This is a genomic window from Litoribacillus peritrichatus (assembly GCF_039537985.1).
Lineage (GTDB): Bacteria > Pseudomonadota > Gammaproteobacteria > Pseudomonadales > Litoribrevibacteraceae > Litoribacillus > Litoribacillus peritrichatus.
Genome location: NZ_BAABBN010000004.1, coordinates 761,365 through 784,766 on the forward strand (window position 1 = coordinate 761,365; position 23,402 = coordinate 784,766).

Annotated in this window: 22 protein-coding genes; 11 read left to right on the forward strand and 11 right to left on the reverse strand. The window is 46.3% G+C overall.

Annotated features, from left to right (window positions below; all coding sequences use genetic code 11):
* Nucleotides 1-60 precede the first annotated feature (60 nt).
* Nucleotides 61-2,445, forward strand: coding sequence for a phosphoketolase family protein (locus tag ABD744_RS04665; RefSeq protein ID WP_344795948.1), 2,385 nt, complete (start codon nucleotides 61-63; stop codon nucleotides 2,443-2,445).
* A 33-nt stretch (nucleotides 2,446-2,478) separates the two neighbouring features.
* On the opposite strand, the gene ABD744_RS04670 is transcribed toward ABD744_RS04665, so the two are convergent.
* Nucleotides 2,479-2,817 carry a hypothetical protein gene (locus ABD744_RS04670; protein WP_344795950.1) on the reverse strand — a complete coding sequence of 113 codons (339 nt, stop codon included), beginning with the start codon at nucleotides 2,815-2,817 and terminating at the stop codon, nucleotides 2,479-2,481.
* Between the two features lie 85 nt (nucleotides 2,818-2,902).
* Nucleotides 2,903-3,628 carry a phosphoadenylyl-sulfate reductase gene (locus ABD744_RS04675; protein WP_425562120.1) on the reverse strand — a complete coding sequence of 242 codons (726 nt, stop codon included), beginning with the start codon at nucleotides 3,626-3,628 and terminating at the stop codon, nucleotides 2,903-2,905.
* Nucleotides 3,629-3,880: 252 nt separating this feature from the next.
* On the opposite strand from ABD744_RS04675, the gene thrH reads away from it, so the two are divergent.
* The 3 genes from thrH (at nucleotide 3,881) to ABD744_RS04690 (ending at nucleotide 7,659) form a co-directional block, all read left to right on the forward strand.
* On the forward strand, nucleotides 3,881-4,498 hold the full coding sequence (thrH, locus tag ABD744_RS04680; RefSeq protein WP_344795952.1) for a bifunctional phosphoserine phosphatase/homoserine phosphotransferase ThrH: 618 nt from the start codon (nucleotides 3,881-3,883) through the stop codon (nucleotides 4,496-4,498).
* A 213-nt stretch (nucleotides 4,499-4,711) separates the two neighbouring features.
* Complete coding sequence (locus tag ABD744_RS04685; RefSeq protein WP_344795954.1) at nucleotides 4,712-5,665, forward strand: ABC transporter substrate-binding protein; 954 nt, start codon at nucleotides 4,712-4,714, stop codon at nucleotides 5,663-5,665.
* Complete coding sequence (locus ABD744_RS04690) at nucleotides 5,662-7,659, forward strand: ATP-binding protein (RefSeq protein WP_344795956.1); 1,998 nt, start codon at nucleotides 5,662-5,664, stop codon at nucleotides 7,657-7,659. Before ABD744_RS04685 ends, ABD744_RS04690 begins: the two co-directional genes overlap by 4 nt.
* Here the strand turns inward: ABD744_RS04690 and ABD744_RS04695 are convergent.
* A complete protein-coding gene (locus ABD744_RS04695; protein ID WP_344795958.1) occupies nucleotides 7,654-7,908 on the reverse strand; it encodes a DUF1289 domain-containing protein in 255 nt (84 codons plus the stop codon). The genes ABD744_RS04690 and ABD744_RS04695 overlap by 6 nt on opposite strands.
* 140 nt (nucleotides 7,909-8,048) lie before the next feature.
* On the opposite strand from ABD744_RS04695, the gene ABD744_RS04700 reads away from it, so the two are divergent.
* Nucleotides 8,049-8,579, forward strand: a complete 531-nt coding sequence (locus ABD744_RS04700; RefSeq protein WP_425562121.1) for a type II secretion system protein — start codon at nucleotides 8,049-8,051, stop codon at nucleotides 8,577-8,579.
* 63 nt (nucleotides 8,580-8,642) lie between these two features.
* On the forward strand, nucleotides 8,643-9,716 hold the full coding sequence (locus ABD744_RS04705; RefSeq protein WP_344795962.1) for a patatin-like phospholipase family protein: 1,074 nt from the start codon (nucleotides 8,643-8,645) through the stop codon (nucleotides 9,714-9,716).
* 29 nt (nucleotides 9,717-9,745) lie between these two features.
* Here ABD744_RS04705 and ABD744_RS04710 read toward each other — a convergent pair whose 3' ends face one another.
* From ABD744_RS04710 to ABD744_RS04720, 3 genes are all read right to left on the reverse strand, one after another.
* The gene (locus ABD744_RS04710) at nucleotides 9,746-10,774 is read right to left on the reverse strand and encodes a zinc-binding dehydrogenase (protein WP_344795964.1); all 1,029 of its coding nucleotides are present in this window, start codon (nucleotides 10,772-10,774) and stop codon (nucleotides 9,746-9,748) included.
* 22 nt (nucleotides 10,775-10,796) lie between these two features.
* A complete protein-coding gene (locus tag ABD744_RS04715) occupies nucleotides 10,797-12,041 on the reverse strand; it encodes a serine hydrolase domain-containing protein (protein ID WP_344795966.1) in 1,245 nt (414 codons plus the stop codon).
* Nucleotides 12,042-12,149: 108 nt separating this feature from the next.
* Nucleotides 12,150-12,605: a cereblon family protein gene (locus ABD744_RS04720; protein ID WP_344795968.1), complete on the reverse strand. Its 456-nt coding sequence runs from the start codon at nucleotides 12,603-12,605 to the stop codon at nucleotides 12,150-12,152.
* Nucleotides 12,606-12,802: 197 nt separating this feature from the next.
* On the opposite strand from ABD744_RS04720, the gene ABD744_RS04725 reads away from it, so the two are divergent.
* The 5 genes from ABD744_RS04725 to ABD744_RS04745 all read left to right on the forward strand — a co-directional run bounded on the left by ABD744_RS04725 (nucleotide 12,803) and on the right by ABD744_RS04745 (nucleotide 17,506).
* Complete coding sequence (locus tag ABD744_RS04725) at nucleotides 12,803-13,495, forward strand: START domain-containing protein (RefSeq protein ID WP_344795970.1); 693 nt, start codon at nucleotides 12,803-12,805, stop codon at nucleotides 13,493-13,495.
* A 93-nt stretch (nucleotides 13,496-13,588) separates the two neighbouring features.
* Entirely contained in the window at nucleotides 13,589-13,804 is a 216-nt protein-coding gene (locus ABD744_RS04730; protein WP_344795972.1) for a hypothetical protein, read from the forward strand.
* Between the two features lie 201 nt (nucleotides 13,805-14,005).
* On the forward strand, nucleotides 14,006-14,476 hold the full coding sequence (locus ABD744_RS04735) for a hypothetical protein (protein ID WP_344795974.1): 471 nt from the start codon (nucleotides 14,006-14,008) through the stop codon (nucleotides 14,474-14,476).
* Between the two features lie 204 nt (nucleotides 14,477-14,680).
* Nucleotides 14,681-16,798, forward strand: coding sequence for a TonB-dependent receptor plug domain-containing protein (locus ABD744_RS04740; protein ID WP_344795976.1), 2,118 nt, complete (start codon nucleotides 14,681-14,683; stop codon nucleotides 16,796-16,798).
* Nucleotides 16,799-17,002: 204 nt separating this feature from the next.
* The gene (locus tag ABD744_RS04745; protein WP_344795978.1) at nucleotides 17,003-17,506 is read left to right on the forward strand and encodes a hypothetical protein; all 504 of its coding nucleotides are present in this window, start codon (nucleotides 17,003-17,005) and stop codon (nucleotides 17,504-17,506) included.
* Nucleotides 17,507-17,559: 53 nt separating this feature from the next.
* Here the strand turns inward: ABD744_RS04745 and ABD744_RS04750 are convergent, their stop codons facing one another.
* The 5 genes from ABD744_RS04750 to ABD744_RS04770 form a co-directional block, all read right to left on the reverse strand.
* Entirely contained in the window at nucleotides 17,560-18,297 is a 738-nt protein-coding gene (locus tag ABD744_RS04750; protein ID WP_344795980.1) for an enoyl-CoA hydratase/isomerase family protein, read from the reverse strand.
* Between the two features lie 176 nt (nucleotides 18,298-18,473).
* On the reverse strand, nucleotides 18,474-19,349 hold the full coding sequence (locus ABD744_RS04755) for an SDR family oxidoreductase (RefSeq protein WP_344795982.1): 876 nt from the start codon (nucleotides 19,347-19,349) through the stop codon (nucleotides 18,474-18,476).
* Nucleotides 19,349-21,394 (reverse strand): acetyl/propionyl/methylcrotonyl-CoA carboxylase subunit alpha, encoded by a 2,046-nt coding sequence (locus ABD744_RS04760; protein WP_344795984.1) that lies wholly within the window; start codon nucleotides 21,392-21,394, stop codon nucleotides 19,349-19,351. The genes ABD744_RS04755 and ABD744_RS04760 overlap by 1 nt, the downstream gene beginning before the upstream one ends.
* Complete coding sequence (locus ABD744_RS04765; protein WP_344795986.1) at nucleotides 21,384-22,232, reverse strand: enoyl-CoA hydratase/isomerase family protein; 849 nt, start codon at nucleotides 22,230-22,232, stop codon at nucleotides 21,384-21,386. The genes ABD744_RS04760 and ABD744_RS04765 overlap by 11 nt, the downstream gene beginning before the upstream one ends.
* Nucleotides 22,233-22,243: 11 nt before the next feature.
* Complete coding sequence (locus tag ABD744_RS04770) at nucleotides 22,244-23,401, reverse strand: acyl-CoA dehydrogenase family protein (RefSeq protein WP_344795988.1); 1,158 nt, start codon at nucleotides 23,399-23,401, stop codon at nucleotides 22,244-22,246.
* Nucleotide 23,402 lies beyond the last annotated feature (1 nt).

The window sequence follows — 23,402 nt, forward strand, 5'->3', positions numbered from 1 at the left end:
TCCCCAATCTTCTTTTATTTAGCTAAGTTATACATATTAACGGGTCTTTAAGGGTTTAATATGCGTGATTTATCTGCAATGGAATTGTGTCAAAGCTCTTCACTCATAGCCGAATGGTCCAAAGGGGTGGGTGTGGTTCGTCACAGCGATGAGACCATATTGAAACTGAATGAAACCTGCAAAAGGTTAGGTCTTTCTTTTGAATTCGTGGTGCCGTTACTCAAGGCTGCAGACATCGTTTGCAATCAGGCTATGTGGCTTGTGGCTCATATGACGTATGCAAAAGAAGTGTTGTTAGACGGCACACCTCTGAGACTGGAGCAGTTTAAACGTGATCCTCAGGGTCATACCGGAGGTTCATTGAATATGGTACCTGCGTATGTGGGGTTTCTCACTGCAAACGCCATTACCGGGGAGCGCAGAGATTGGTTGATGGGGCAGGGGCATTGTGTCGCGGCAATTGATGCGGTTAATTTGTTGTTGGGTAGAAGCTCCCAAGCCCACCTTAATCGTTATGCCTTAAACAATGAGGGACTGACTCGCTTTGTCAGGGATTTCTACAGTTATCGAATAATGAACGGTGGGTTACCTGAATCCCCTATTGGCAGCCATGTTAATGCTCATACAGCGGGCGCGACAATCGAAGGCGGCTATTTAGGTTTTGCTGGCTTGCAATACGTTCATCAGCCTTTGCCAGAAGAAAAGCTGGTCGCGTTTTTAAGTGACGGAGCGTTCGAAGAGCAAAGGGGCAGTGATTGGTCTCCGAGGTGGTGGCGTGCTGAAGATTGTGGCCTGGTCGCTCCGATAATGATAGCCAATGGCCGTAGAATTGATCAGCGTACCACCAGCCAGCAGTTAGGGGGGGCGGACTACTTTATAAAACATTTGAAGCTGCATGGGTTTGAGCCAAATGTATTTGATGGTAGAGATCCCGGTGCATTTGCGCTTGAAATTTTGAGTCAGGAAGCGTCTTTGAAACACTCTGCCGAGCTTATTAAGGCGGGAGAGCTGAAATACCCTGTAAAGTTGCCTTATGGTATCGCAGAGACTGAGAAAGGCTATGGTTTTTATGGGGCAGGAACCAACCCTGCACATGGCACGCCATTACCCGGAAACCCAAGTAAGGATGAGGAGGCCAGGGATCTCTTCAATCTCAGTGCTAAGGCGCTTTTTATCGATGAACCGGTATGGCGTCGGGCTGCAGGTGTGCTCAATAATCATGCCGCGTCGGGGCAAGAAAAAGAACATGATTCAAGTAATCAGCTATCTCCCATTAAAGTTCAGTTACCAAATTTGTCTTTTCAGGACACAGCTTCCATCGACTCGCCCACTGCAGCTCTGGATCGATACTTTTCTGAACTTGTCTCGTTAAATCCTGAATTACGAGCCCGCGTAGGAAATCCGGATGAATTAAGTTCGAATCGTTTTATTGAGACGTTGAAGAAATTAAAACATCGGGTGACTGAGCCTGAAGTTGGGGTGGATGAGGCATTAGACGGTGCTGTAATTACTGCTTTGAATGAGGAAGCGGTCATTTCTGCTGTGTTAGCCAATCGTAAAGGACTAAATATCGCTGTCAGCTACGAAGCCTTTGCCGTAAAAATGCTAGGAGCATTAAGGCAATCCATTATTTTTTCCCGACACAAGAAAGAGCTCGGACAACCTCTGACCTGGCTTTCGGTTCCGGTAATTGCGACTTCGCACCTATGGGAAAATGGCAAAAATGAACAGAGCCATCAGGACTCAACCTTTTGTGAAGCTATGAATTCTGAGATGTCTGATGTTTCCCGTGTTGTTTTTCCAGCGGACAGTAACAGTGCTGTAGCTGCAATCCACCAGTGTTACTCTTCACATGGTGCGATTTATACCGTGGTGGCTCCTAAAGCGAAGATTGGTCATCAGCTGACAGGATCTCAGGCTATAACTCTGGCGGAAGAGGGCGCAATAAGATTGGTTGGGTCGGGTCGAGAGGACATTCAATTGATTGCGGTTGGTGCCTACCAGTTGATCGAAGCGTATAAAATTGCAAACAGATTAAGGGATTCTGGTCATGCATTCAGCTTGGTCTATATCCTTGAACCTGGGCGTTTTCGGTGTGGTCGGGATGAACTTGAACGGAGCTATGTTTCAAATAAAATGGAGGTGATATTTGGTTCGCCGAATCAGAGGTTGTTTTTGGTGCATGGTCGACCCGAACATTTCTTAGGCGTATTAAGACCTCTGGATTTAGGGCCAAAGCATTGCTCTGCGCTGGGTTATATAAATCGTGGCGGTACTTTGGATACAGAAGGACTTTTGTTTGCTAATAAATCAACCTGGGCCCACGGTCTGTTAGCTCTGGAAACGTTGAACTCAGAAATAGCGGGGATATTAACTGAGGAAGAGAGGAATGCAGCGAAAGGTATTGGTAACCCCTACGATGTAATTTCTGAACCAAGGCGATAGCAAAGGCGTCTGCTTTTAGGCAGACGCACTTTTTTAGATAAAATCCAAATCTTCCGACATGGAGTTAAGCGTGTCTTGCAATTCCGCTTTTTTATCCGTTTGCTCTTCCAAAACTTCTTTCACAAACTTCAAATAGACGGTATAGATCTTGTGGCTACCGTCATCGTATTCGACGACAAAGAATGGCGCTCGGGTAACGTTGTACTTTGCAGCCAACATGAAGCCTTCGCTGGTTTCATCCCGTTCATCCGCTGTTACGAATCGATCCAGGTGTTTGAGTTGATCATGTTTTGCCATTTGATCAATCACATCCTGGCATTTCTGGCAGTCAGTACCGTCTGCTTTTACTTTTCTTACAAATGTTATCTTCATTTTTACAGCTAAGTCTTTATCTATTACTTTGCCGATGAGGCTTATTCTTTCAGGTTAAAGTCTTTCAGATTAAGCCTTATGGACTTTATTTTTTAGAGTCTATGTTGGCTGCATGCAAACCACATTCTTTGTGCGTTGCCTCTTCCCACCACCAACGACCTTCACGTTCATGCTGGTTTGGTAAGACAGGACGAGTACATGGCTGGCAACCGATGCTGGTATAGCCTTGTTCGTGCAACTTGTTGTAAGGTACATCAAACATGCGGATATAATCCCAAACTTGCTCGGATGTCCAGTTGGAAAGCGGGTTAAATTTAATTAATTCTTTCCCCGGGCCAGAAAACGTATGATCATTCTGGATGACAGGCACGTTTGAGCGGGTTGGACTTTGATCTTTTCGTTGACCTGTAATCCAGCCATCCAGAGTCGCTAATTTGCGCTTCAGTGGTTCAATTTTACGAACACCGCAACATTCTTGGTGGCCATCTTCAAAAAAACTGAACAAGCCTTTTTCTTTAACAAAGGGTTGTAGCAGCTCCTGATCTGGCGTCATGACTTCAATATCGATGCCGTAGTGCTTACGAACCGCTTCCATGTATTGGTAGGTTTCTGGGTGAAGACGACCGGTGTCGAGAGAAAATACTTTGATGTCTTTGCGGACTTTTCGTGCAATATCAATCAAAACAACGTCTTCCGCGCCACTGAACGAGATCGCAATGTTGTCTATGTTCTCCAGTGCAAGTTCAAGAATTTTGCGTGGAGAGGCATTGTCGTATTCTAAAGCAAGTTGTTGAACGTTTAAGTTACTCATCAGTCTTTATCCGGTTGTATGCCAATATGTTTTGGCTCAATTCTTTAGTACAAACTCATGTGAAAAAGTTTGTCTATTGATTTGTTATTTCAAATTTGGCGTAGAATACCAGAGGCTTATGCAATTGCGAAATAACACAAACGAATTAGCATTGCTCTTTAAGTAATAACTCGCTAAAGTTTCGCCCATATTCAACGTCGGTCAACATGGTCGACATTACTTTGCATACATTTTGTTAATTAGGAGCGTTACGTGGAACTCGCATGTCTTGACCTTGAAGGGGTATTGATTCCTGAAATCTGGATTGCTTTCGCCGAAAAAACTGGAATCGAAGAGCTTAAAGCGACAACTCGTGATATTCCGGATTACGATGTGTTGATGAAGCAGCGTCTGCGCATCCTTGATGAGCATGGTTATGGTCTGCCTGATATTCAGGAAGTGATTGCGACGCTTGAGCCTTTGCCTGGTGCAATTGAGTTCGTAGATTGGTTGCGTGAGCGTTTTCAGGTGATCATCCTTTCTGATACTTTCTATGAGTTTGCTCAGCCGCTTATGCGCCAGCTTGGCTTCCCGACTTTGTTTTGCCATCAGCTAGAGACCGATGAAACTGGTCGAGTGGTGAATTATCATCTTCGCCAGAAAGATCCTAAGCGTCAGTCTATCTTTGCTCTGAAAACCCTGTATTACAGAACCATTGCTGCAGGTGACTCTTACAACGATACTACGATGCTAGAACAGGCGGATGCGGGTATTTTGTTCCATGCGCCTCAAAACGTGATTGATGAGTTCCCTCAGTTCCCTGCCGTTCATACCTATGAAGATTTGAAGAAAGAGTTCTTGAAGGCAAGTAACCGAAACCTGACGCTATAATGCCTTCGGTTATCGATTGTTTTGAGTTTAAACTCAATTAAGAAGCCTGGCGAAAGCCGGGTTTTTTTATGTCTGGCTGTAATGTTCATCTATTAGACATTCTGGCAACTTCTGCCGAAGTAATTTGTACTACTCTTTAATGAACTCAGGCGGAAGTTGTTAATGATGTTTATTTCTCATGACGTTTCACTTGTTAGAAACAGGCTTTTAATTTTGTTGTTATGTTTCTTTGTGTCGGGATGCGGGTGCTCACCTGAACCTGATACGGAAGCCGCTCAAGCTGAAGATTTGAATACCATACGCTTATCCATTGATTTGTGGCCAGGTTATTACCCCGCCGTAATTGCTCATGAAAAAGGCTGGTTTAAAGAAGCGGGTTTAAATCTTATTTTGGACATGCCTGGCGATACAGACAAAATGCTTGCTCAGTTTTCAGCCGGCGCCATAGATGCCGTCGCGGTTGCCTTTGGTGATGCCGTTCTGGTTACACGGAAAATGCCTGATGTAGCTGTGATTTTAGTTACGGATGAATCCGCAGGTGGGGATGCGGTTTTAGCTAAGACCCCTGAAGTAATGGATTCACTGGCAGGTAAAAAAATCGGTACGAATCTGGGTGGGTTTGGCGAATTACTGATTCGCGAAATGTTAGAGAAGTATGGATTGGATGCGTCTCACGTAACAATCATGAATGTGGATGCCTCTAAGGTGCCTGACATGTTGGATGCTGGTGAGTTGGATTTGGCTCATACCTGGTCACCCTATGTTGGTCTTGCTGAACAGAAAGGCGCAAAGGTTGTTTTTTCGAGTGCGGATACGCCGGGTTTGATACCGGATACAATCGCGATACGTGGCGAGTTGAGAGTAAATCAGCCTGAAGCGATAAAGGCTTTCATTCGTGTTTGGTTTCAGGCGCAGGCTTGGTGGTTGAAGAACATGGAAGAGGGCAATCGGTTAATCGCGGATGCCACTCACCAGCGTGTTGAGGATATTTCGTTAGATGGTATTCACCTCATGAGTCAGGTAGAGAACATTGCAAGCTTTAGTGACGTTGACGGAGAGACCGGTTTGCCCAACGTTTTGACTCTGTATAACGATTTTTATGTCAGTCGGGGGATTCTCAGAAGGCCGGCGGATAAGCAAATTCTGGCTTCGGAGTTTCTTCAATGACACTGAGGGTTCAGCTTGCACTGTTGTTGCTGTTGGTCACATTCTTACCTATTGCGATTTTTACTTATCAAAACCAACAGACCACCTCACAGCAATATATTGCTTCCAAGGATGCGGCTTTAATGCAGGCTAAAAGCCTGATGGCCGATGCGATTGATGATTACATAAAAATTACGCAAGAAGTTCTTTGGTCCGACAGTTACATTTCTGTTTTTAGAGAGTTTTTGGAGGGTGACCCGAACAGTCGTCAGCGGTATTTTTCTGAGGTCTATGGCGTGTTGAGAACGGTGGTGGTTAAAGACTCGGTGTTTGTAAACTCTGCGGCCTTATTGGATCACAGCGGCGAAAATCTGATGGATACGTCGGCTTATATTTACACTGAGGATGAGTCTGTAAACGAATATTATCGGAGTGTGATTGAAACCGGAGACAGTTACTTCAGTACTAGGCTCGTGAAAGACTTGTTGGGTCATGCTTTGTATGTCTCGTCGCCGATTAAAAATACTCAAGGAGAGGTATTAGGTCTGTTACGTTTGAGGATCGACTCCAATCGGTTCCAGTATTTGATTTCAAAATCACTGAGAGACTTTACATTTGATGCAATACTCTGGGATGAGGCGTTTGTTCAGTTGGCGAATTTACGGCAGCCATTATTAGTAGGGACGCAAGGGCATGACCCAGGCGATATGACAATGAACAAAGAATCCTTCCAGCATCAAACTCCCGTTTGGTTTACTCTCCCGGATGGACGCGAGCTTCGGATGTTAAGAGCGACCATCAAAACACTGCCGTGGACGCTGGAGTTGTCTCAGGACAAGTCTGAATTTACCGCAATTCTAGATGAAAATTACCGTCAATGGCTTGTGCAGTTGGCTCTTGTTTTTATTGTGACCTTGGTTGGTGCCATTGTAGTGGCCACTTACTTTGTTTGGCCCATTAAACGCGTAGGGCTGGTGGCAGAACGCATTGCGTCCGGCGACTATAAGGCGCGGGTGCCTGTTTTCGGCAGTATTGAAGTACGAGGTATGGCCAACTCACTCAAGAAAATGACCCGGATTATTTTATCCAATCTGGCAGAACTTGAAGTTAAGCATAATGACAAGGTTAAGGCTGAAAGGGCGCTTTTAGAGTTGAATGCTGACTTGGAAAGCCGGGTTGAGGAACGAACAAAAGAATTGTTGGCCGCTAACGAAGAAAAACGGGAGGCGTTAGCGTTGCTGGTGCAGTCTGAAAAAATGGCTGAGTTGGGCAATCTGGTTGCCGGTGTGACTCATGAGGTGAACACGCCCTTAGGGAATAATGTGACGGTGGCCTCTTCCCTGGGGGATCAGTTAAAGGCTTTTAAGAAGCTGGACAAGTCAGGAAAATTAACACATTCCGATTTGAAAGAATTCCTTAAGAATTGTGAGTTTGCGGCGGAAGTGCTTCAGAAAAACTGTCAGCGGGCCAGTGAATTAATGGGGAGCTTTAAGCGCGTGGCGGTAGATCAAACGAGCATGAGGCGAAGAACCTTTTCGTTGGCGGATAGTGTTAATGAAGTGATTACCACGCTGCACAGTACATTAAAGAAATACAAACATGAGATTCATGTGGATATCCCTATGGAGTTGGTGCTGGACAGCTATCCGGGGCCTCTGGATCAGGTGCTGACGAACCTGATCAATAACTCGTTGATTCATGCTTTTAAGAGCATTGAGGTAGGGCATATTCATATTACGGCCGGGTTTATGGAAGGTTTTGATCATCAGCGTATCGAGATGATTTATAAGGACGATGGTGTCGGTATTCCCGAAGCGTCAGCCAACCAGGTGTTTGATCCGTTTTATACGACGCTCGGAAATGAAGGTGGCAGTGGAATAGGGCTTTATTTAATTAAATCGTTAGTTGAAAATGAGTTGGGCGGAGCGGTGTTTTTGGATGTTAATACAGAGAAAGGGGTCGTGTTTGTCTTTGAATTGCCGATTAAAGCGCCGGTAATTCAGAAGAAATCATAGGTTTAAGTTAGATTGTTCTTTTAGTTGTTGTTCTTTCAGTGCTTTTTCTTTGCGCTTTTGTTCGACAATTTCCTTTCTTTTTTTACACAAATCAATGACCCGCATTTTTTGAACCGGAGTAAAGTCGTTCCAGTTATATCGTTCGTTTCTGCTTCGGAAACAACCAAGGCAGTAACCCTTTGAGTTGGTCGTACAGATACCAACGCAGGGGCTAGGGACGGGAAAAAGCTCAATTTGTACTGGTTTCATAGAGAAAATTCACGCTTTTTGGTAAGTTTAGCGGGTTTTGCTGTCAAAGTGCAGGAAACGCGTTTAAAAATTGCTTGGGAGTTTGAATGAATCCGGTATGTTGTAACCGATCGACAGGTTTTACCTTAATAGAATTAGTAATGGTTATTGTTATTTTGGGCGTGCTGGCTGCATTTGCATTGCCTAAGTTTGCATCGTTGGAGAATGGTGCAAGAATTTTATTATTGCAGTCGTTCAAAGGCATTATTCAGCCTGCTGCTGACATAGCCAATGCAGAAATAATGCTTAGACCACAGAATAAAAGTACCAATCAAACCCGCTATGATTTTGATAATGGGGATCAGATTCGGATTCGAGCTGACTACCCTGACGGCCGCTGGAATAACACTTTTGCTATTTTGGTGGATTGGGCAGGCTATGATATTGGTCAGGTTAGTAATAACAATTGCACGGACGCAGATTTTGAATGGTGCGTCAGGCAGCGTGGTTTGAACTGGTTTGTTAATCGAGGTTATACCTCAGCATCGGCAGGGCGAGGGTTTGTTATTTTTCCCCGAGGCAACAATTTAAATAATGATGAATGTTATGTTTATTATTTCACACCAAACCCGTCCGGAGTGGTTACTATAAAAAACAAACCGGTTACAGGAATTGTCACAACGGATTGTTAAGCTATCGCGTGCTTTGCGACACGCTTTTTACTGGCTTAAATGTTAAGGAAGATAGGTCTTAAAATGTCGATTAAAATCTTTGCCGGACACAATGCTCTTTCCCGCTTAAAAGAAGAAGGTTTAAGTGCTGAGCAATTATCGCTGATAGTCGGGGCCTCTGGCGGGCCAAAGTGGCTTGTGCTCAGCAAGTTGGATCAATATTTGAACGACCATTTTTTACCGAAGGCCAGTCAACCTATTGACCTGATTGGCTCCTCCATAGGCGCTTGGCGCATGGCGTGTTATGCCCAGCAAAATCCCTCTGCAGCGATTCAGAAATTGTGTGAAGGGTACAGCAGTCAGGTATATGAAGGCCGGCCGTCACCCGCACGAGTTTCTGAAAGTGCCCGGGAAATACTGGAGGGGTTTCTTGGAGATGCAACGGACCCTTATGGGCATCAAGACTTCATTATCAACAATCGTAGTCGACGCTTGAATGTGGTCACGGTACGTAATCGTCTGATGTTTAATCATTCTTCCAATTTGGTTCAGGGACTTGCTTTGGGTGCCGCTGCGTTGGTTAACCCTGTACGTTCAGCTGCGGTTGAAAAACTCTTCCCCCGTGTTGTTTTCTCGCAAGAAAGCGCTGCTTCACCTTATCGTAATCTTAAACTTAAAGAGCAAATCACGCTTACATCGGCGAACTTAACGCCTGCGTTGGCGGCTTCGGGGGCCATTCCCTTCGTTCTGGAACCAATAAAGGTACCAGGTTCAAGTGATCGATGGCATTGGGACGGAGGGCTGGTGGATTACCACTTTGCCGGGCCATTTAAACAAAGTGATGACTTGGTGTTATACCCGCATTTTTATCCGAAATTAATCCCAGGCTGGTTAGATAAGGCTTTGCCTTGGCGAAGAGTGAACCCGAAAGCGTTTGATAATGTGGTGGTTCTTTGTCCATCTCACGAGTTTATTGACACTTTGCCGGATCAGCATGTACCGGAACGAAAAGATTTCGAACAGTACGACACCGCCACTCGCATTAAAAACTGGCAGCGGGTTATTCATCTGTCTGAGCAATTAGTCGGTGACCTTCATGATGCAATGGAGAAGGACGGGGGGCGAAGTCTTGTCCAACCCCTGGAGCACATGTCCTGATGTTTTAGTCCGTATCTATAAGTCCGTATCTATAAGTCCGTGCTTATGGTTAGAACGACTTTCCCCAGAGTTTGCCCGGATCGTAAACATTCGATGGCTTGATGCGCATCTTCAAATGAAAACGAATGGCCAACGTGTGGTGCTGTAATCTCTATATTGCGCATGTCGGCCACTAAATGACGCATGAAAGCCATTTCGTTCCATAACCAGATCAGGTTGAATGCCATGACGGATTTGTTTTCACTGATCATATCCATAACGTCGTATCTTGGTCTGAAAAGATACTGCTTAGCGGCTTTCAGGTAGTTGGGGCGGTTTTTCCCTGGCGTGAATTCAGCGGCACCAAACACCACTAAACGTCCCATGGGCTTCAGTGCTTGATAACTGGACGTTTGGATTTCACCTCCAATGGCATCCAAAACCAAGTCTGGCTGAAGCTGCAATTGTTTTAACTGGCTCCCGAACGGTGTTTGTCGGACGTGACACTGGTTGAAGCCTATGGATTTTAAAAAATCGACTTTTTTACTGCTGGATACAAACCCGACCGGGTTTGCGCCCAGCGCCCGGCACAGTTTCATTGCCTGTAAACCAACGCCGCCACCTGCGCTTTGCACCAAAACTTGTTGACCTTTTTTCAGGTTTCCAAGTTCAGTTAAGGCGTACCATGCGGTCAGTGTTTGAACTAAATAAGCGGCGCCTTGTTCGAAACTCCAGTCATCGGGCAGGGGTTGAAGGTTATCGGGGGTGGTATCTATGGTATCGACGTATCCGCCAAAGCGGGTGACGCCCATGACTCTGTCACCGATATTGAAGTCTGTGATGTCTTGGCCGACGTCAGTGACGACGCCCGCGTACTCCAGACCGGGAATGAAGGCACCTTTCGGTGTTGCAGAGTAAAGCCCGGTTAATGCAAAAATATCGGCGAAGTTCAGGCCAACAGATTTAACATCGACCCGAACGGAAACCCGATCCAGCGGTGTAAGTGCTTCTTCCTGTAGGGTTAAGCGGTTTATTGCTCCGGCCCCTGGTGTTTTCCAAACGCGTCGTACGTTTTTCATAGTTGCTTCCTTGCTTGTTAAGTTAAAGCTTGTTGACTTCGTGCATTAACTTCATCAAATAGGGCACATGGTGAGAAACTAACGCCAGTCCACTGGTTAAGATGGCGGTCGACATTTCCCGGTTTGGGTCTGCCCAACACATCTTATTAATTAGGCCTATGTGACCGTAGGCGTCTTTGGTGTTCAGCCCCCACATGCCGATCGGGTCACCTCCAAGCATTAAACCAGCGCTGTAGCGCATGGGGATGAGCATGGTCCGGTCAAGACTGAAGCGGCCATAAACCTGCGTTGCACGAATAACCGTCTCTGGCTGGAGAATTTGTTTGCCGTTCCATTCCCCATTGTTTAATAACATTTGGTAGAAGCGGGTCACTTCCTCGGCGGTTGCGTAAAGGTTGGCTGCAGGTAAACAGGTATCCATCCAGCGAGGGTTGTTGGACAGGGTTGCTGCTTCAGAAAACGATGCGCCCAGCGCGCGTTTGATTAATCTGGATAGCGGGAAAGGCGCGTTGGGTGCAGTGGCGTAATTGCTTGCAACATGGTTGCGTTGACCTTCCGGTAACCCAAAGGTGAAATGCTCCATCCCCATCGGTTGGCGAATGTGTTGATCCAAATATTCCTGGATACTGATGCCAAGTACTTTTTGGACGATGCGTTGAAACACAAATCCACCGGTGATGGCGTGATAGGCCAGTTTAGTACCGTCTACGGTGATGGGCTTTGATTCGCACAGAAGCTTCCAGATATGTTCTTCATCATAAATGGTTTCCAGCGGAAGGTCCTTTGGCAGGCCCGGTATGCCACCACGATGAGACAGTATGTGATGCAGTGTGATGGCGCCTTTCCCTTTTTGGCGAAACTCCGGCAAATAGAAACTGACTGGGTCCAGCAGGTTTACGGCCCCTTGTTCTGCCAACTTATGCATAAGAATTGCCGTCACGGCCTTAGACGCTGAATACAGGCACATGGGCATATCGGCAGAGGCAAGTGATTTTGGGGTGGTGGCGCTGTCTTTCGGGCCATTACCGTATGCGTGACCGATAGAGCGGTTCAGAATAATTTTATTCTTCTTACGGATGCACACGGTAATCGAAGGCTGAGTGCCGGTTTTGTAAAGGTGTTCTACGCTGCGCCAGACTTTATCTCTCTGAGCGGAAGAAACCCCCACTGATTCCGGAGCAACTTCGTCCGGCAACTGATGTGTTATTTCTTCCAGTGGGAAACAGGTGTTTGACAGGTTTAACGATCTACGAAGCAGTTCAAACATAGTGACGGTACTTGTCTTATTGTTAGTTTTAACCCGATGTTATCGGTTTTTCATTTTGAATACAGTGGCTTATTAGGCCAAGAATATTGGCTTTTTTGATTGCCGAGTTTAAGGGTCGGTTCGTATGTGACTTAGCCGGTCCGTGAGCAGTCCCCAAAACACATCGCCTTTGGTTGGAGACGGGCTTGTTGAAAACTGCCAGCCAAGATGTACGAAGCATTGATTGCAATGCACTATGGTCCAATAGAACCCCGGAAACCATGAATCTTTCAGGCATGGAGGGCCTGCTTGAGCTACATGCCAGACTTCGCGGAAGCATCGAAAGACAAAAGTAAATCCATGAGGGTTGCATTGAAGGTGTTCATGGTAGCCATCCACAACCATTGAAAATTCATCCTTTGTGATGATTTGGCGGCAGTTTTTACAGCAGATAATGCTTTCAGGATGCTTTTTAGTATGAAGCTGCGAGTGACTTTCTTTTTTTGTGGAACTGTCATTTTGTGTATCACAGTTTTTCTTAGCAAAGATATCGAGCTTTGGCGCTTCAAGTAAGAGTAAAGACATAATTTTACTTTTTGATACTAATAATTTTCATTGTAATTCATAGCGACGATGAATGATTGTTGGTCGAGAGCATTGCTTACAAAGATGAAAAAATTGCACTCTAGATTGGCGCACTTTCACAAACATGCTCGTGCTAGCATCCAAAATTATAAGAAGCCTGCTGAAGGAATATTGGGCATAAAAACAAAAGGTGAAATATGTTTAAGAGTCGGATCGTTACTTTATTATTTACGTCTGGATTATTTACGTCTGGATTAGTTACGTCTGGATTAGTTACGTCTGCCAACCTTGCAGCTGCGGGAACTTGGGAGGTCGCCAGGCAAAATGAAGACATAACCGCTTATACGCAGTATTCAGAGACGCTCGGCTACAACGCAGTGAAGTTTGAAACGGTTGTTGATGTGAGCGTTGAAACGCTGGTGTCTTTCAATACGGAGCCAGAAAACTTTAATCAATGGATGGAAAGTTTTGATCAGGTTGAAATACTAAAGCGTGATACATGGTATGATTACCACTTGTACGTCACTTATGATTTTCCTTTTCCATACCAAAACCGTGATTCCATCAGCCACACAAGCTTGTTTCGTAAAAACGATGGCACTGTCATTGTAAAGTTTGTAGGTGAAGAAGAGGGTAAGCCTCTGAATGAGGATTACGTTCGTATGGACTACATTCAGGGCGCTTGGGAGTTTATCCCTCTCGAAGAAAACAAGACAAAGATAGTTTATACCAGTTTGGTATCGCCCGGTGGTGACGGCCCTAAATGGGTGATCAATGCGTTTTCGCTGGATGTTCCATTTGCATCCTTAGAAAACTTAATTGAATCCATGAAAACGTACCAACCAAGATCCATTTCCATGGACGAAATCCCTTTAGAAAAGGATAGCTAATCCAATGATGAGGTAAGCCCGGAACTGTAGGCAGTCTCTTAACGCTCTGGTCACCTCATTGATATTAAAAATTGATAGAAGGAGAAACCCAACGTGGCTAAGAAAAAAAAGGCGAAACAAACCGCTTTATTACTCACCCCACGAAACCCTTTCGCAACCGACCCACTGATGAAAAAAGGTGGTGCTCATGAAAAGACATTCAAGTCAAAACGTAACAAGCAAAAGACTCAACTCCGCAAGCAACTTGCGGAGTATTCTCTAAATTCCAAACTGACCATTTTTGTCATATCCTTCCTTTCAGCTCGCTAAAATCAAGTTTTACCGATTGTCTTAATGTGACACTGATTGTCACTAGGTGACTTTAAGCCATGTTTAGGTGCACTTTAGACCTTAATTCTGACTGGGTAGTCAAAACTGTGACCTGAGTAAAATTCTTCGCAGTCTTTATGGATAGAATGGCCGCACTAGGAAGAATTTCCAGGATGGAAAATCATCAATTCAGAGACTTTTATGAACGCAGCACCTGTACCGACAAAATTGTTTAAATCCACCAGAACCTTGGTCGAATTTCCTTTGACTACCAAGCTGGTTAGTACGGAACCGCAGACGAAAAGCCCAACAGTACGTTTATTGAAAGCTCTAAGAAGTAAGCCAAAAACAAACGGCGCGAATAAAGCCGCCATGCAAAGACCAAAAAAACAGCAGGGACGTTTTAATACTGCCGTTTGGTTGTCGTTTAATCAGCCTCCAACCGCGCCAATTGCTTTGATTTTGAGCTATAAAGACAGCAAAGGTGAGTTTTCAATTGTGGTGGATGATGTGAAGCCAGCCGGAAGTTCTTCTTTGATGCTGTCGGGTAATGTCACATTGAATTATCACGGTGATCTGGAATATTTAAAAGCATCCTGCACCGGCTTTAATCTGGCTGATGATTTCACCATTGAGGATGCACACATTAAGAAAATTGCCGATGAGGCATAACTGACCGGGAAGGCTCTGTTCTCATTGCTTCTGAAAGTCCCTTACATAAATACTTGAGATGTTAGGCATGGTTGTTTTGTACGTATTCTGAACAAGTGTGACTTTTTCTACATTCTGACAAACAATTATTTATGTAATTACGCTCTAAGCCGACTATTATTTGTATTAGAAATAATGAGTCGTGATAACAATAATTAGAGCTGTATGCCTGCAAATAGACACTTATATCCAGTTGTTTTAGCTAATTTCTTAACACTTCTACCCAGTGCTGTGTTCGCCTTAAACTCGTCTGACGACAACCCTTTCTGGGACATACCTTTAGAGCAGCTCTCTCAAATTTCGGTAACGACCTTAGCCAGCGGTACTCAAACGCCACTGGACAAGGCGGCCTCTGTCGTCACGGTTTTTACTGAAGATGACATAGAAGCTATGGGCGCGACGGACATTAATCATGTTTTGGAGAGTGTACCGGGTCTCCATATTAATTATTCCGAACAAGCGTTATTCCCGAAGTACGTTTTCCGTGGTGTTACCAGTACTTATAATCAGCAAGCACTGTTGATGATTAATGGTGTCCCGCTCACCAGTTTGATTTTGGGAAGCAGAAGCAATGTCTGGGGTGGCATGCCCGTCAAAGCGATCTCCCGAATTGAAGTGATTCGAGGGTCTGGATCGGCGTTGTACGGCGCAGAAGCATTCTCAGGCATTATCAACATTGAAACCAAAGACCATACCGAGATTGCTAACGAAGCCGGAGTTCGTGTGGGTTCTTTTGATACGAAGGGTGGTTGGTTGGAAGCGACAACCAGCGAAAACGGCATTCATGCGTCTTTGGTGATTGAATATCAGCGAACCGATGGCTGGGACGAGACTGTTGAGCAGGATGCTCAGACTAATTTTGACCGCATCTTTGGCACAAACGCTTCGTTGGCACCAGAGTCGATTAACTCCGGTGTCCGGCAGCGAGACCTTCGAACCGAGCTGTCGAGTGATCAGTGGGTGTGGCGGGCAGGCTTTCAACAACGGTCAGACTTAGAAACCGGCCCTGGAGTAGCCGAAGCGTTGGACGCAAATGGTGAGTTCAGCAGCGAACGTTTCAACACCGACTTCACTCATTATTTTGAGGATGCTTTGGTTGAGCATCACCAGCTGGAAATAAGAGCAAGTTATTATCGGGCCAACCAAAAGCCCGAAAGCAATGTTGAGCTGTTTCCTCCGGGTGCTTTTGGCGGCGCTTTTCCTGAAGGCCTGATTGGTAATCCGGGGTATAAGGAAGAACAGGCAAGGCTCGATGTGAAGTCTGTGTATCAGGGGTTCAGCTTGCATCGGATTCAGTTGGGTGCAGGGGGTTTTTGGGGCGACTTATACGATGTGTCAGAGTCTAAAAACTTTAACCCGGATTTCTCACCGAAAGCGGAAGGGGTGGTGGATGTAAGCAGTAACCCGGCTGAGGTTTGGATGCGTGAAGAAGAGCGCCATTCATGGTATGTATTTGCCCAGGATGAATGGCAATTGGACGCTCGCTGGGCGTTAACGACGGGTGTGCGCTTCGATCATTATTCGGATTTTGGTAGCACGGCGAACCCCAGGTTGGCGTTGGTGTGGGCAACCACCGACACCATTACTTCTAAATTCCTGTACGGCCGGGCGTTCCGGGCCCCTTCCTTCAATGACCTCTATTCAGAAAATAATCCGGTGGTGTTAGGGAATAATGGGTTGGAGCCGGAGACCATTGACAGTTATGAGTTGGTGCTGAACCATGAAATCAGTCCTCAACTGCAATACACCTTAAATTTGTTCTACTACGAGATTGATGACTTTATTTCGGGCGTGTCCGTTCCTGACGACCCAAGGCAGATGTTTGATAATTCCGGCGAGCGAAAAGCCTATGGTGGGGAGTATGAAATTAACTATCAATCCTCTGAGGCTGTGCTCATTCATGCAAATTATGCCTATCAGAAATCCATTGATCGTGAAACAGACAGCGATGTGGGTGAAGCTCCGAACCACCAGTTATACGCAAGAGTCCGCTGGAATTTCATGCCGGAGTGGCATTTAACTGCGCAAGCGAACTGGGTTGGAGAACAAAAGCGGGTTGATGGGGATACCCGTGATCCTGTGGATGACTATACAACGGTTGATTTCACGCTGCGTAGGCTCAACATCTGGGATAAGGTTGATTGCTCATTTACGGTTCGTAATTTATTCAATGAGCAAGTGAGAAGTCCCAGTTTGTGGTCATTTCCTTCGGCATCTATCGTTGAAGATATTCCTATGGCGGGCATTAACATGACGGGTGAACTATCGTACTCCTTTGATTAGCCAGGCACAGTGAGCTTGTTGTAGGTTGGTCTAAGCAGGCTCTTTAATAGTTATTGCAACAATACATCTCATGAAAAAGATGATGACTGGTAATAAGGCGTTGTAAATATGAACTAGAATTATTAAATGTTAATGGATGTTGCCAATTGTAAGTAAGTGTAGCTAGCGGAGGGTTGCAATGTCTTGCTTGGAGGCTGTAGCTGTATGCCTGCGCCCGTACCAACTAAGTTCTTTAAGTCTACCGTGCTTCTTCTTGAAGTTCCCAGGTCTGAGTTTCTTGACGTCGCCAGATGTGAAGACCCTCTGAACGAATCCTCTCGTAATAGCTTTTTCAAATTATTAAGAGGTCAGGCCTCTCAGCGTTTTGATGTCAGTATTAATCACAAACAAAAATATCGCCGACGGTTTAATGCGGCTGCATGGTTGTCGTTTAATCGTCCTCCGGACAAGCCTGTTGCTCTGATGTTAAGTTACCGAGACAGCAAAGGTGAGTTTTCTGTCATTGTGGATGAGTCAAACCCGGATGGCAGTGGCTCCATGATGTTATCAGGAGAAGTAACACTGGAGTTTTACGGTGAACTCAAGTACTTGAGGGCGTGTTGCACCGGCATAGCGAAAACCCATGGCTTCTTCTTAGATGAAGTGCATGTACACCGAATTACAACGAAAGTGGCGGGCGATAAAGGTCAATCCTCTATCGCGTCTTAGCGTCTTAGTTTCCTGAGCTGAAATGTTTTTAGATTCAGTTGCTTAGCATAACCTCAACTTAAAAAGAACTGTTTGTCTTTAATGGCTTTGGCGTTCTTAACGTGCATCGTATTAATAATGGGTTGATTCATCTTTAGTTTATGGTCGATAAAAATAGGCCGTTTCTTATTGAAGGTTTTCGCGAAGCTAAGGCTGTCGGCTTTCAAGGTATTTCGGTCTTCCGATAGAAATTCGATGGCGCCAAACTCTTTAGCATTTTGTGCGGTGTATTTTTGGCCTGTGAGTATCATCTGGTAAAAGCTTTTCTGAGGAATGGCTTTGGTAATAACATCCACCAGACCAGGCAGAAAAGGGATGCCCATATCCACTTCAGGAAAACACAGATAACCTTTATCGCCACGCATGATCCGAAAATCACATGCCGCAGCAAGCACACAACCGTTGCCGAAGGTGTGGCCGTTAATCGCTGCGATGGCGGGAATCGGGAAGCTCATCAATTTCTCATAGACTTTATCCATAGTGTATAAGAAGGTCTGTAAGGGCTCGAAATCCTGCTGCTGAATTAACCCTAAAAACCAAGGGACGTCGATGCCTTGCGACCAGTTTTTTGCATCGTCGGATGTGATGATTAACGACTTAAACTCAGGGTTCGATTCAACCTCTGTTAATGTGCTCAACAGTTGTTGAGAAAAGGCCAGGTTATGGCAATTTTTGCTGTTGTCTGTGCCATCGTTCATGGTGATGATGGCGACTTTTCCTTCCGAAGAAAGCTGCACTAAACTGGATGACATAATAATTTCCTGTGGTGGACATCATAGCAGGTTGTTGATTTTCTATCTGTGTTGCCTTGTTAAGCCTGCCTCGATAACGAAAATCAACAGCCCGCTAGGGTCGGCGGTTGGTTGTCAGCCTATGATGGAGTACAAATTCCCTGTATCTTGTTAAAAAAGCGCTGAGTCAGATACCACTATAGGCCTTTTAATGGCGGTTGCTTTCCTGTGACGTAGGCTTCTTCGTCTTGAACAAACAAGTCAGGCATCAAAGGCGCGTCTAATTTGTCGGGGTTGGCACGATATTGATCAAAGTCGGTGGTGCCTCGCTCTCTCAAAAACTCTTCATCAATGATTAATTGGCCGGTAATTTCGCGGTTGCCGGTATTCAATATCTCGGAGGCCGCATCTGCCATGATGGCTGGTGTTCTCGCGCCATTGATGGCTTGTTGACCGCCGAATGAAATGGCTGACGTTGCAATAACGGTTCTTGGCCATAACGCATTAACACTGATGCCATAACGCTTGAACTCATCGGACATGCCCATGGTTAATATTGACATGCCATATTTGGTCAGTGTGTATGGCGAATGGTTGCGTAACCACCGAGGGTCCATATCAATCGGCGGTGACAGGCTTAAAATGTGTGGGTTTTCGGATTTCTTAAGATAGGGCAGCGCTTTTTGGGCACACAAGAAAGTGGCACGAAAGTTAACCTGCATCATTAGGTCGAACTTTTTGAGTGGTGTGGACTCTACGCCTGCCAGTGCGATGGCTCCGGCATTATTGATGATGACATCAATGCCGCCAAACTCATCGACAGCGGCCTGGATCATGTGTTCAACAGAGGCTTCATCACGGACATCCACCTGAACGGCAATGGCTCGCCCACCTGCACGAACGACTTCTTCGGCAACGGAGTGGATGGTGCCGGGCAGTTTGGGGTTCGGCTCGGATGTTTTTGCAGCAATCACTAAGTTAGCGCCTTGTTCGGCGAATTTAAGCGCCATTTCGCGACCAATTCCACGGCTGGCACCCGTAATGATGATGGTTTTATTGTTTAGGTTTGTCATTATTTTGATTCCTGTTCCTTAAGTTCAATCAATACTTGTCTGGCGTTTACTTGTTGGCCTTGTTCAACGGAAATCGACTGAATGATACCATCGCGAGGTGAGGTTAAGCTGTGCTCCATTTTCATGGCTTCTAGAATCACCAGAGGTTGGCCCTGGGTTACTGTGTCGCCTGGCTGGGCCATGACGTCGATGATGAGTCCATCCATAGACGCCTTCAAGTTGTCCGCCTGATTTTGATCGGACTGACTTGCCGGGCGCAAGGTGATGTCTTCAAACCAGTGATGTCGTCCATGATGAGCAAGATACAAGCGTTTGCGAGGGTTCAATATTCCTTGGTGTTCAATCAGGAAGTACACACTATGATCTTGCTGATTAAGCGTGATGTGCGCAAACTCCAGCTTACCTTCCAGTCGTTCGGATAGGATTTCGATAGCAAATTCTTCTCCGCCAATCATGACGGAGTGATTTGTCTGACCGTGTTCTGTACTTGCCTCACTAAAATTTTGGCTAATGAGAACGCGTTGTTCATGCTCTCCTGACTTGAGCCAACACGGCTTAGGCCCCAAAGCAGCGGTGGACCAACTGGTTTGGCCTGCCAGTAGATAAGCGGCAATTGCCAGGGTATCTTCACCCGGAGGAGCGATCTGAATTGATGCGTTGTCTTTAAAGTCGTGCTCAATGAAGGCCGTCGTGGCTTCACCTTGAATGAATGACGGCGTCTTTAAAATCTCAGATAAGAAGTAGCGGTTGTCGGTCACGCCGACCAAGTGAGTGTGCTCAATCCCCTCAAGTAATTTTTGACGGGCCTGTTCGCGATCGTTGCCGTAAGCAATGAGTTTAGCCAACATGGGGTCATAAAACGGGCTGATAATCTGACCGCTTTGAATGCCGCCGTCCACTCGAAAATCAACCAATTCTGCGGGTTGCCATAAACTGATTTCACCGGTTTGAGGGCAAAAATCATTGGCAGGGTCTTCTGCATAAAGACGAACCTCAATAGCATGACCCTTGATCTGGATGTCTTCTTGTTTTAAGGGCAAGGCTTCACCGGATGCGACCCTAAGTTGCCACTCGACCAAATCTTGTCCTGTAATGAGTTCTGTAACCGGATGCTCAACCTGCAAGCGCGTGTTCATTTCCAGAAAGTAAAAATTCTGATCGGCATCCAGAAGGAACTCGACTGTTCCTGCACCACAATACTGGCAGGCTTTGGCGGCGTTAACGGCCGCTTGTCCCATGCGCTCCCGTAAAGCCGGAGATACGGCTGGAGAAGGGGCTTCTTCCACCACCTTTTGGTGACGGCGCTGAACAGAGCAATCTCTTTCTCCCAGGTACACCGTATTGCCAAATTGGTCAGCAAAGATTTGGATTTCAATATGGCGAGGTGCGATGACGGCTTTTTCAATAATGAGTTCGCCACTGCCAAAGGCATTTATGGCTTCGCTACGGGCTGATTTAATGGCCGTTTCGAGCTGATCTGCATGACTTACTAACCGCATTCCGCGTCCGCCACCACCGGCTGATGCTTTCAGCATGACCGGCAAACCAATGTCCAGAGCGGCTGATTTTAATGCCTGATCAGACTGGTCTTCGCCTTGGTAGCCAGGGATACAGGGAACGCCTGAATCGAGCATCGCAATTTTAGATTGTCTCTTGGAACCCATTAACTCAATGGCTTCTGCAGATGGCCCGACAAATTGGATGCCAGCCTGGTCGCAGGCCTGAGTGAATGCAGCATTCTCAGACAGAAAACCGTAGCCAGGGTGAATGGCGTCTGAGTTGGTTGCTTTGGCTGCGTTGATGATCTTTTCAATGGACAAATAGCTTTCAGCAACGGGGGCTGCGCCGATATGAACGGCTTGATCTGCCATTTCGACGTGCGGTGCGTCTGCATCGGCGTCAGAGTATACGGCGACCGTGTTTATCCCCATCATTCGAGCGGTACGAATAACCCGACAAGCAATTTCGCCACGGTTGGCAATCAGTAATTTTTTAACGGGGGTCTTCATATGACTGCTCATGTTACTGCTCATATTACTGCTCATGGAGTGACTCCTGTCCCGCTTGGGTCTTGGCTTCGGCCCAACTCGGCTTGCGCTTTTGCATGAATGCCATTGCGCCTTCGCGGCCTTCACCATTTAATACGGCCTCAGCGAAGTCATTCGCGGCTTGATCCAGTATTGTGTCTAAACTGTCCAGTGAGCTGCATTCATTAACCGTATGAAGTAGCGCTTTGGTGGCTTTGTTGGCCTCTGGTCCGCATTTCAGGATTTGTTTGATGGCTTGGTTTAACGTTTCGTTCACCTGATCGGCGGTGACTTGTTGATGAATGACGCCCAACCTGACCGCCTCTTCACCTTTAAAGCGCTGGCCCATAAGCGCCAGTCGACGAGTTTGGGTCAGACCAATGCGTTTCACGACAAAAGGGGCAATTTGAGCGGGCAGGATGCCCAGCGATGTTTCTGGCAGACCGAAGACTGTCGTTTCGTCACACACAGCGTAATCAGAAACGCAGGCCAGCCCAAAGCCACCGCCCAGTACCGCACCTTCCAAAACACAGACGGTTACCAGGGGTAATTTATCCGCTAATTGAATCATGCGGCCAAAGGCGCGATTCAGCTCAGACAGCGCAGTGACTTTCTCATCTTGTGTTTCAAGCTTATTGGCTGACTGCATGTCTTTGATGTCGCCCCCGGCACAGAAGTTACCTTCGCAGCCTTTAAGAAGCAGAATGCGATAGTCGCTTTCAGCGGCGTGACTCATGACGTCCATCAGCTCATAAACCATTTTCAGATTCATGGCGTTGGCCTGTTTCGGCCGGTTCAGGGTAACTTCGAGTATGGGTGACTGATCGTTTACCAGTAAGGTTTCAAATGTGTTCATGGACTGGCTTCCTATTTCTTTTTGCCGGGAAGGGTGCCCATCATCTTACAAATGATGCCGAGCATGATTTCATCCGCGCCGCCACCAATGGAACCCAGACGGTTATCACGGAATGAGCGGCTGACAAAGTTGTCCCACATAAAGCCCATGCCACCCCAATACTGAAGGCAGGCATCCGAAACTTCACGGGTTAAACGGCCGGACTTTAGCTTTGCCATGGATGCCAGTTTGGTTACGTCTTCACCGTTGATATAGCCTTCAACCCCTTGGTAGGTTAGGGCTCGTAATGCTTCCACTTCGGTTTGAAGCTCTGCCAGTCGGAAATGAATCACCTGATTGTCTATTAATGGTTGGCCAAAGGTTTCGCGTTCGCGGCAGTACTCAATGGTTTTCTCAATGCATTTGTCCATGTTTCTAAGTGACATGGCTGCAACGTATAAACGTTCTTCCTGGAACTGAAGCATTTGCATCATAAAGCCCATGCCTTCGCCCCCAATCCGGTTGCGCTGTGGAACCCGAACGTTATCAAAGAAAATCTGGGCTGTGTCGGAAGAGCGCATGCCCAATTTATTCAGCTTTTCTGAAAAAGATACGCCGGGCAGGTTGAGTGGTACGACAATCATGGATTTGTTCTGGTGCGGTTTACCTTCACTGGTGTTGGCCAGTACGCAGGCGAAGTCGGCCTGGGTGGAATTGGTGATCCACATTTTACTGCCGTTGATGATGTAATCATCACCATCTTGTTTAGCGTGAGTTTTCAAACCGGCAACGTCGGAGCCTGCGCCGGTTTCGCTGACGGCGATGCACGAGACCATGTCCCCGGCAATTGCCGGTTTCAGGAATTCATCTCGTAATTCATCGCTGCCGAATCGAGCCAACGCAGGGGTTGCCATGTTGGTTTGAACACCAATGGCCATAGGCACGCCGCCGCAATCAATACCGCCAAATTCTTCTGCGGCGACCATTTCATAGCTGTAATCCAGGCCCATTCCGCCAAACTGTTCTGGCTTGCTGATCCCTAATAACCCCAAGTCTCCCATTTTTTTAAAGACTTCCTTGGCCGGGAAAATGCCTGCTTTTTCCCACTCGTCTACGTTCGGGTTGATTTCGTTTTCTACAAAGTTTCTAACGGTGCGTTTCAGTTCTTTATGTTCTTGAGTGAATCTCATG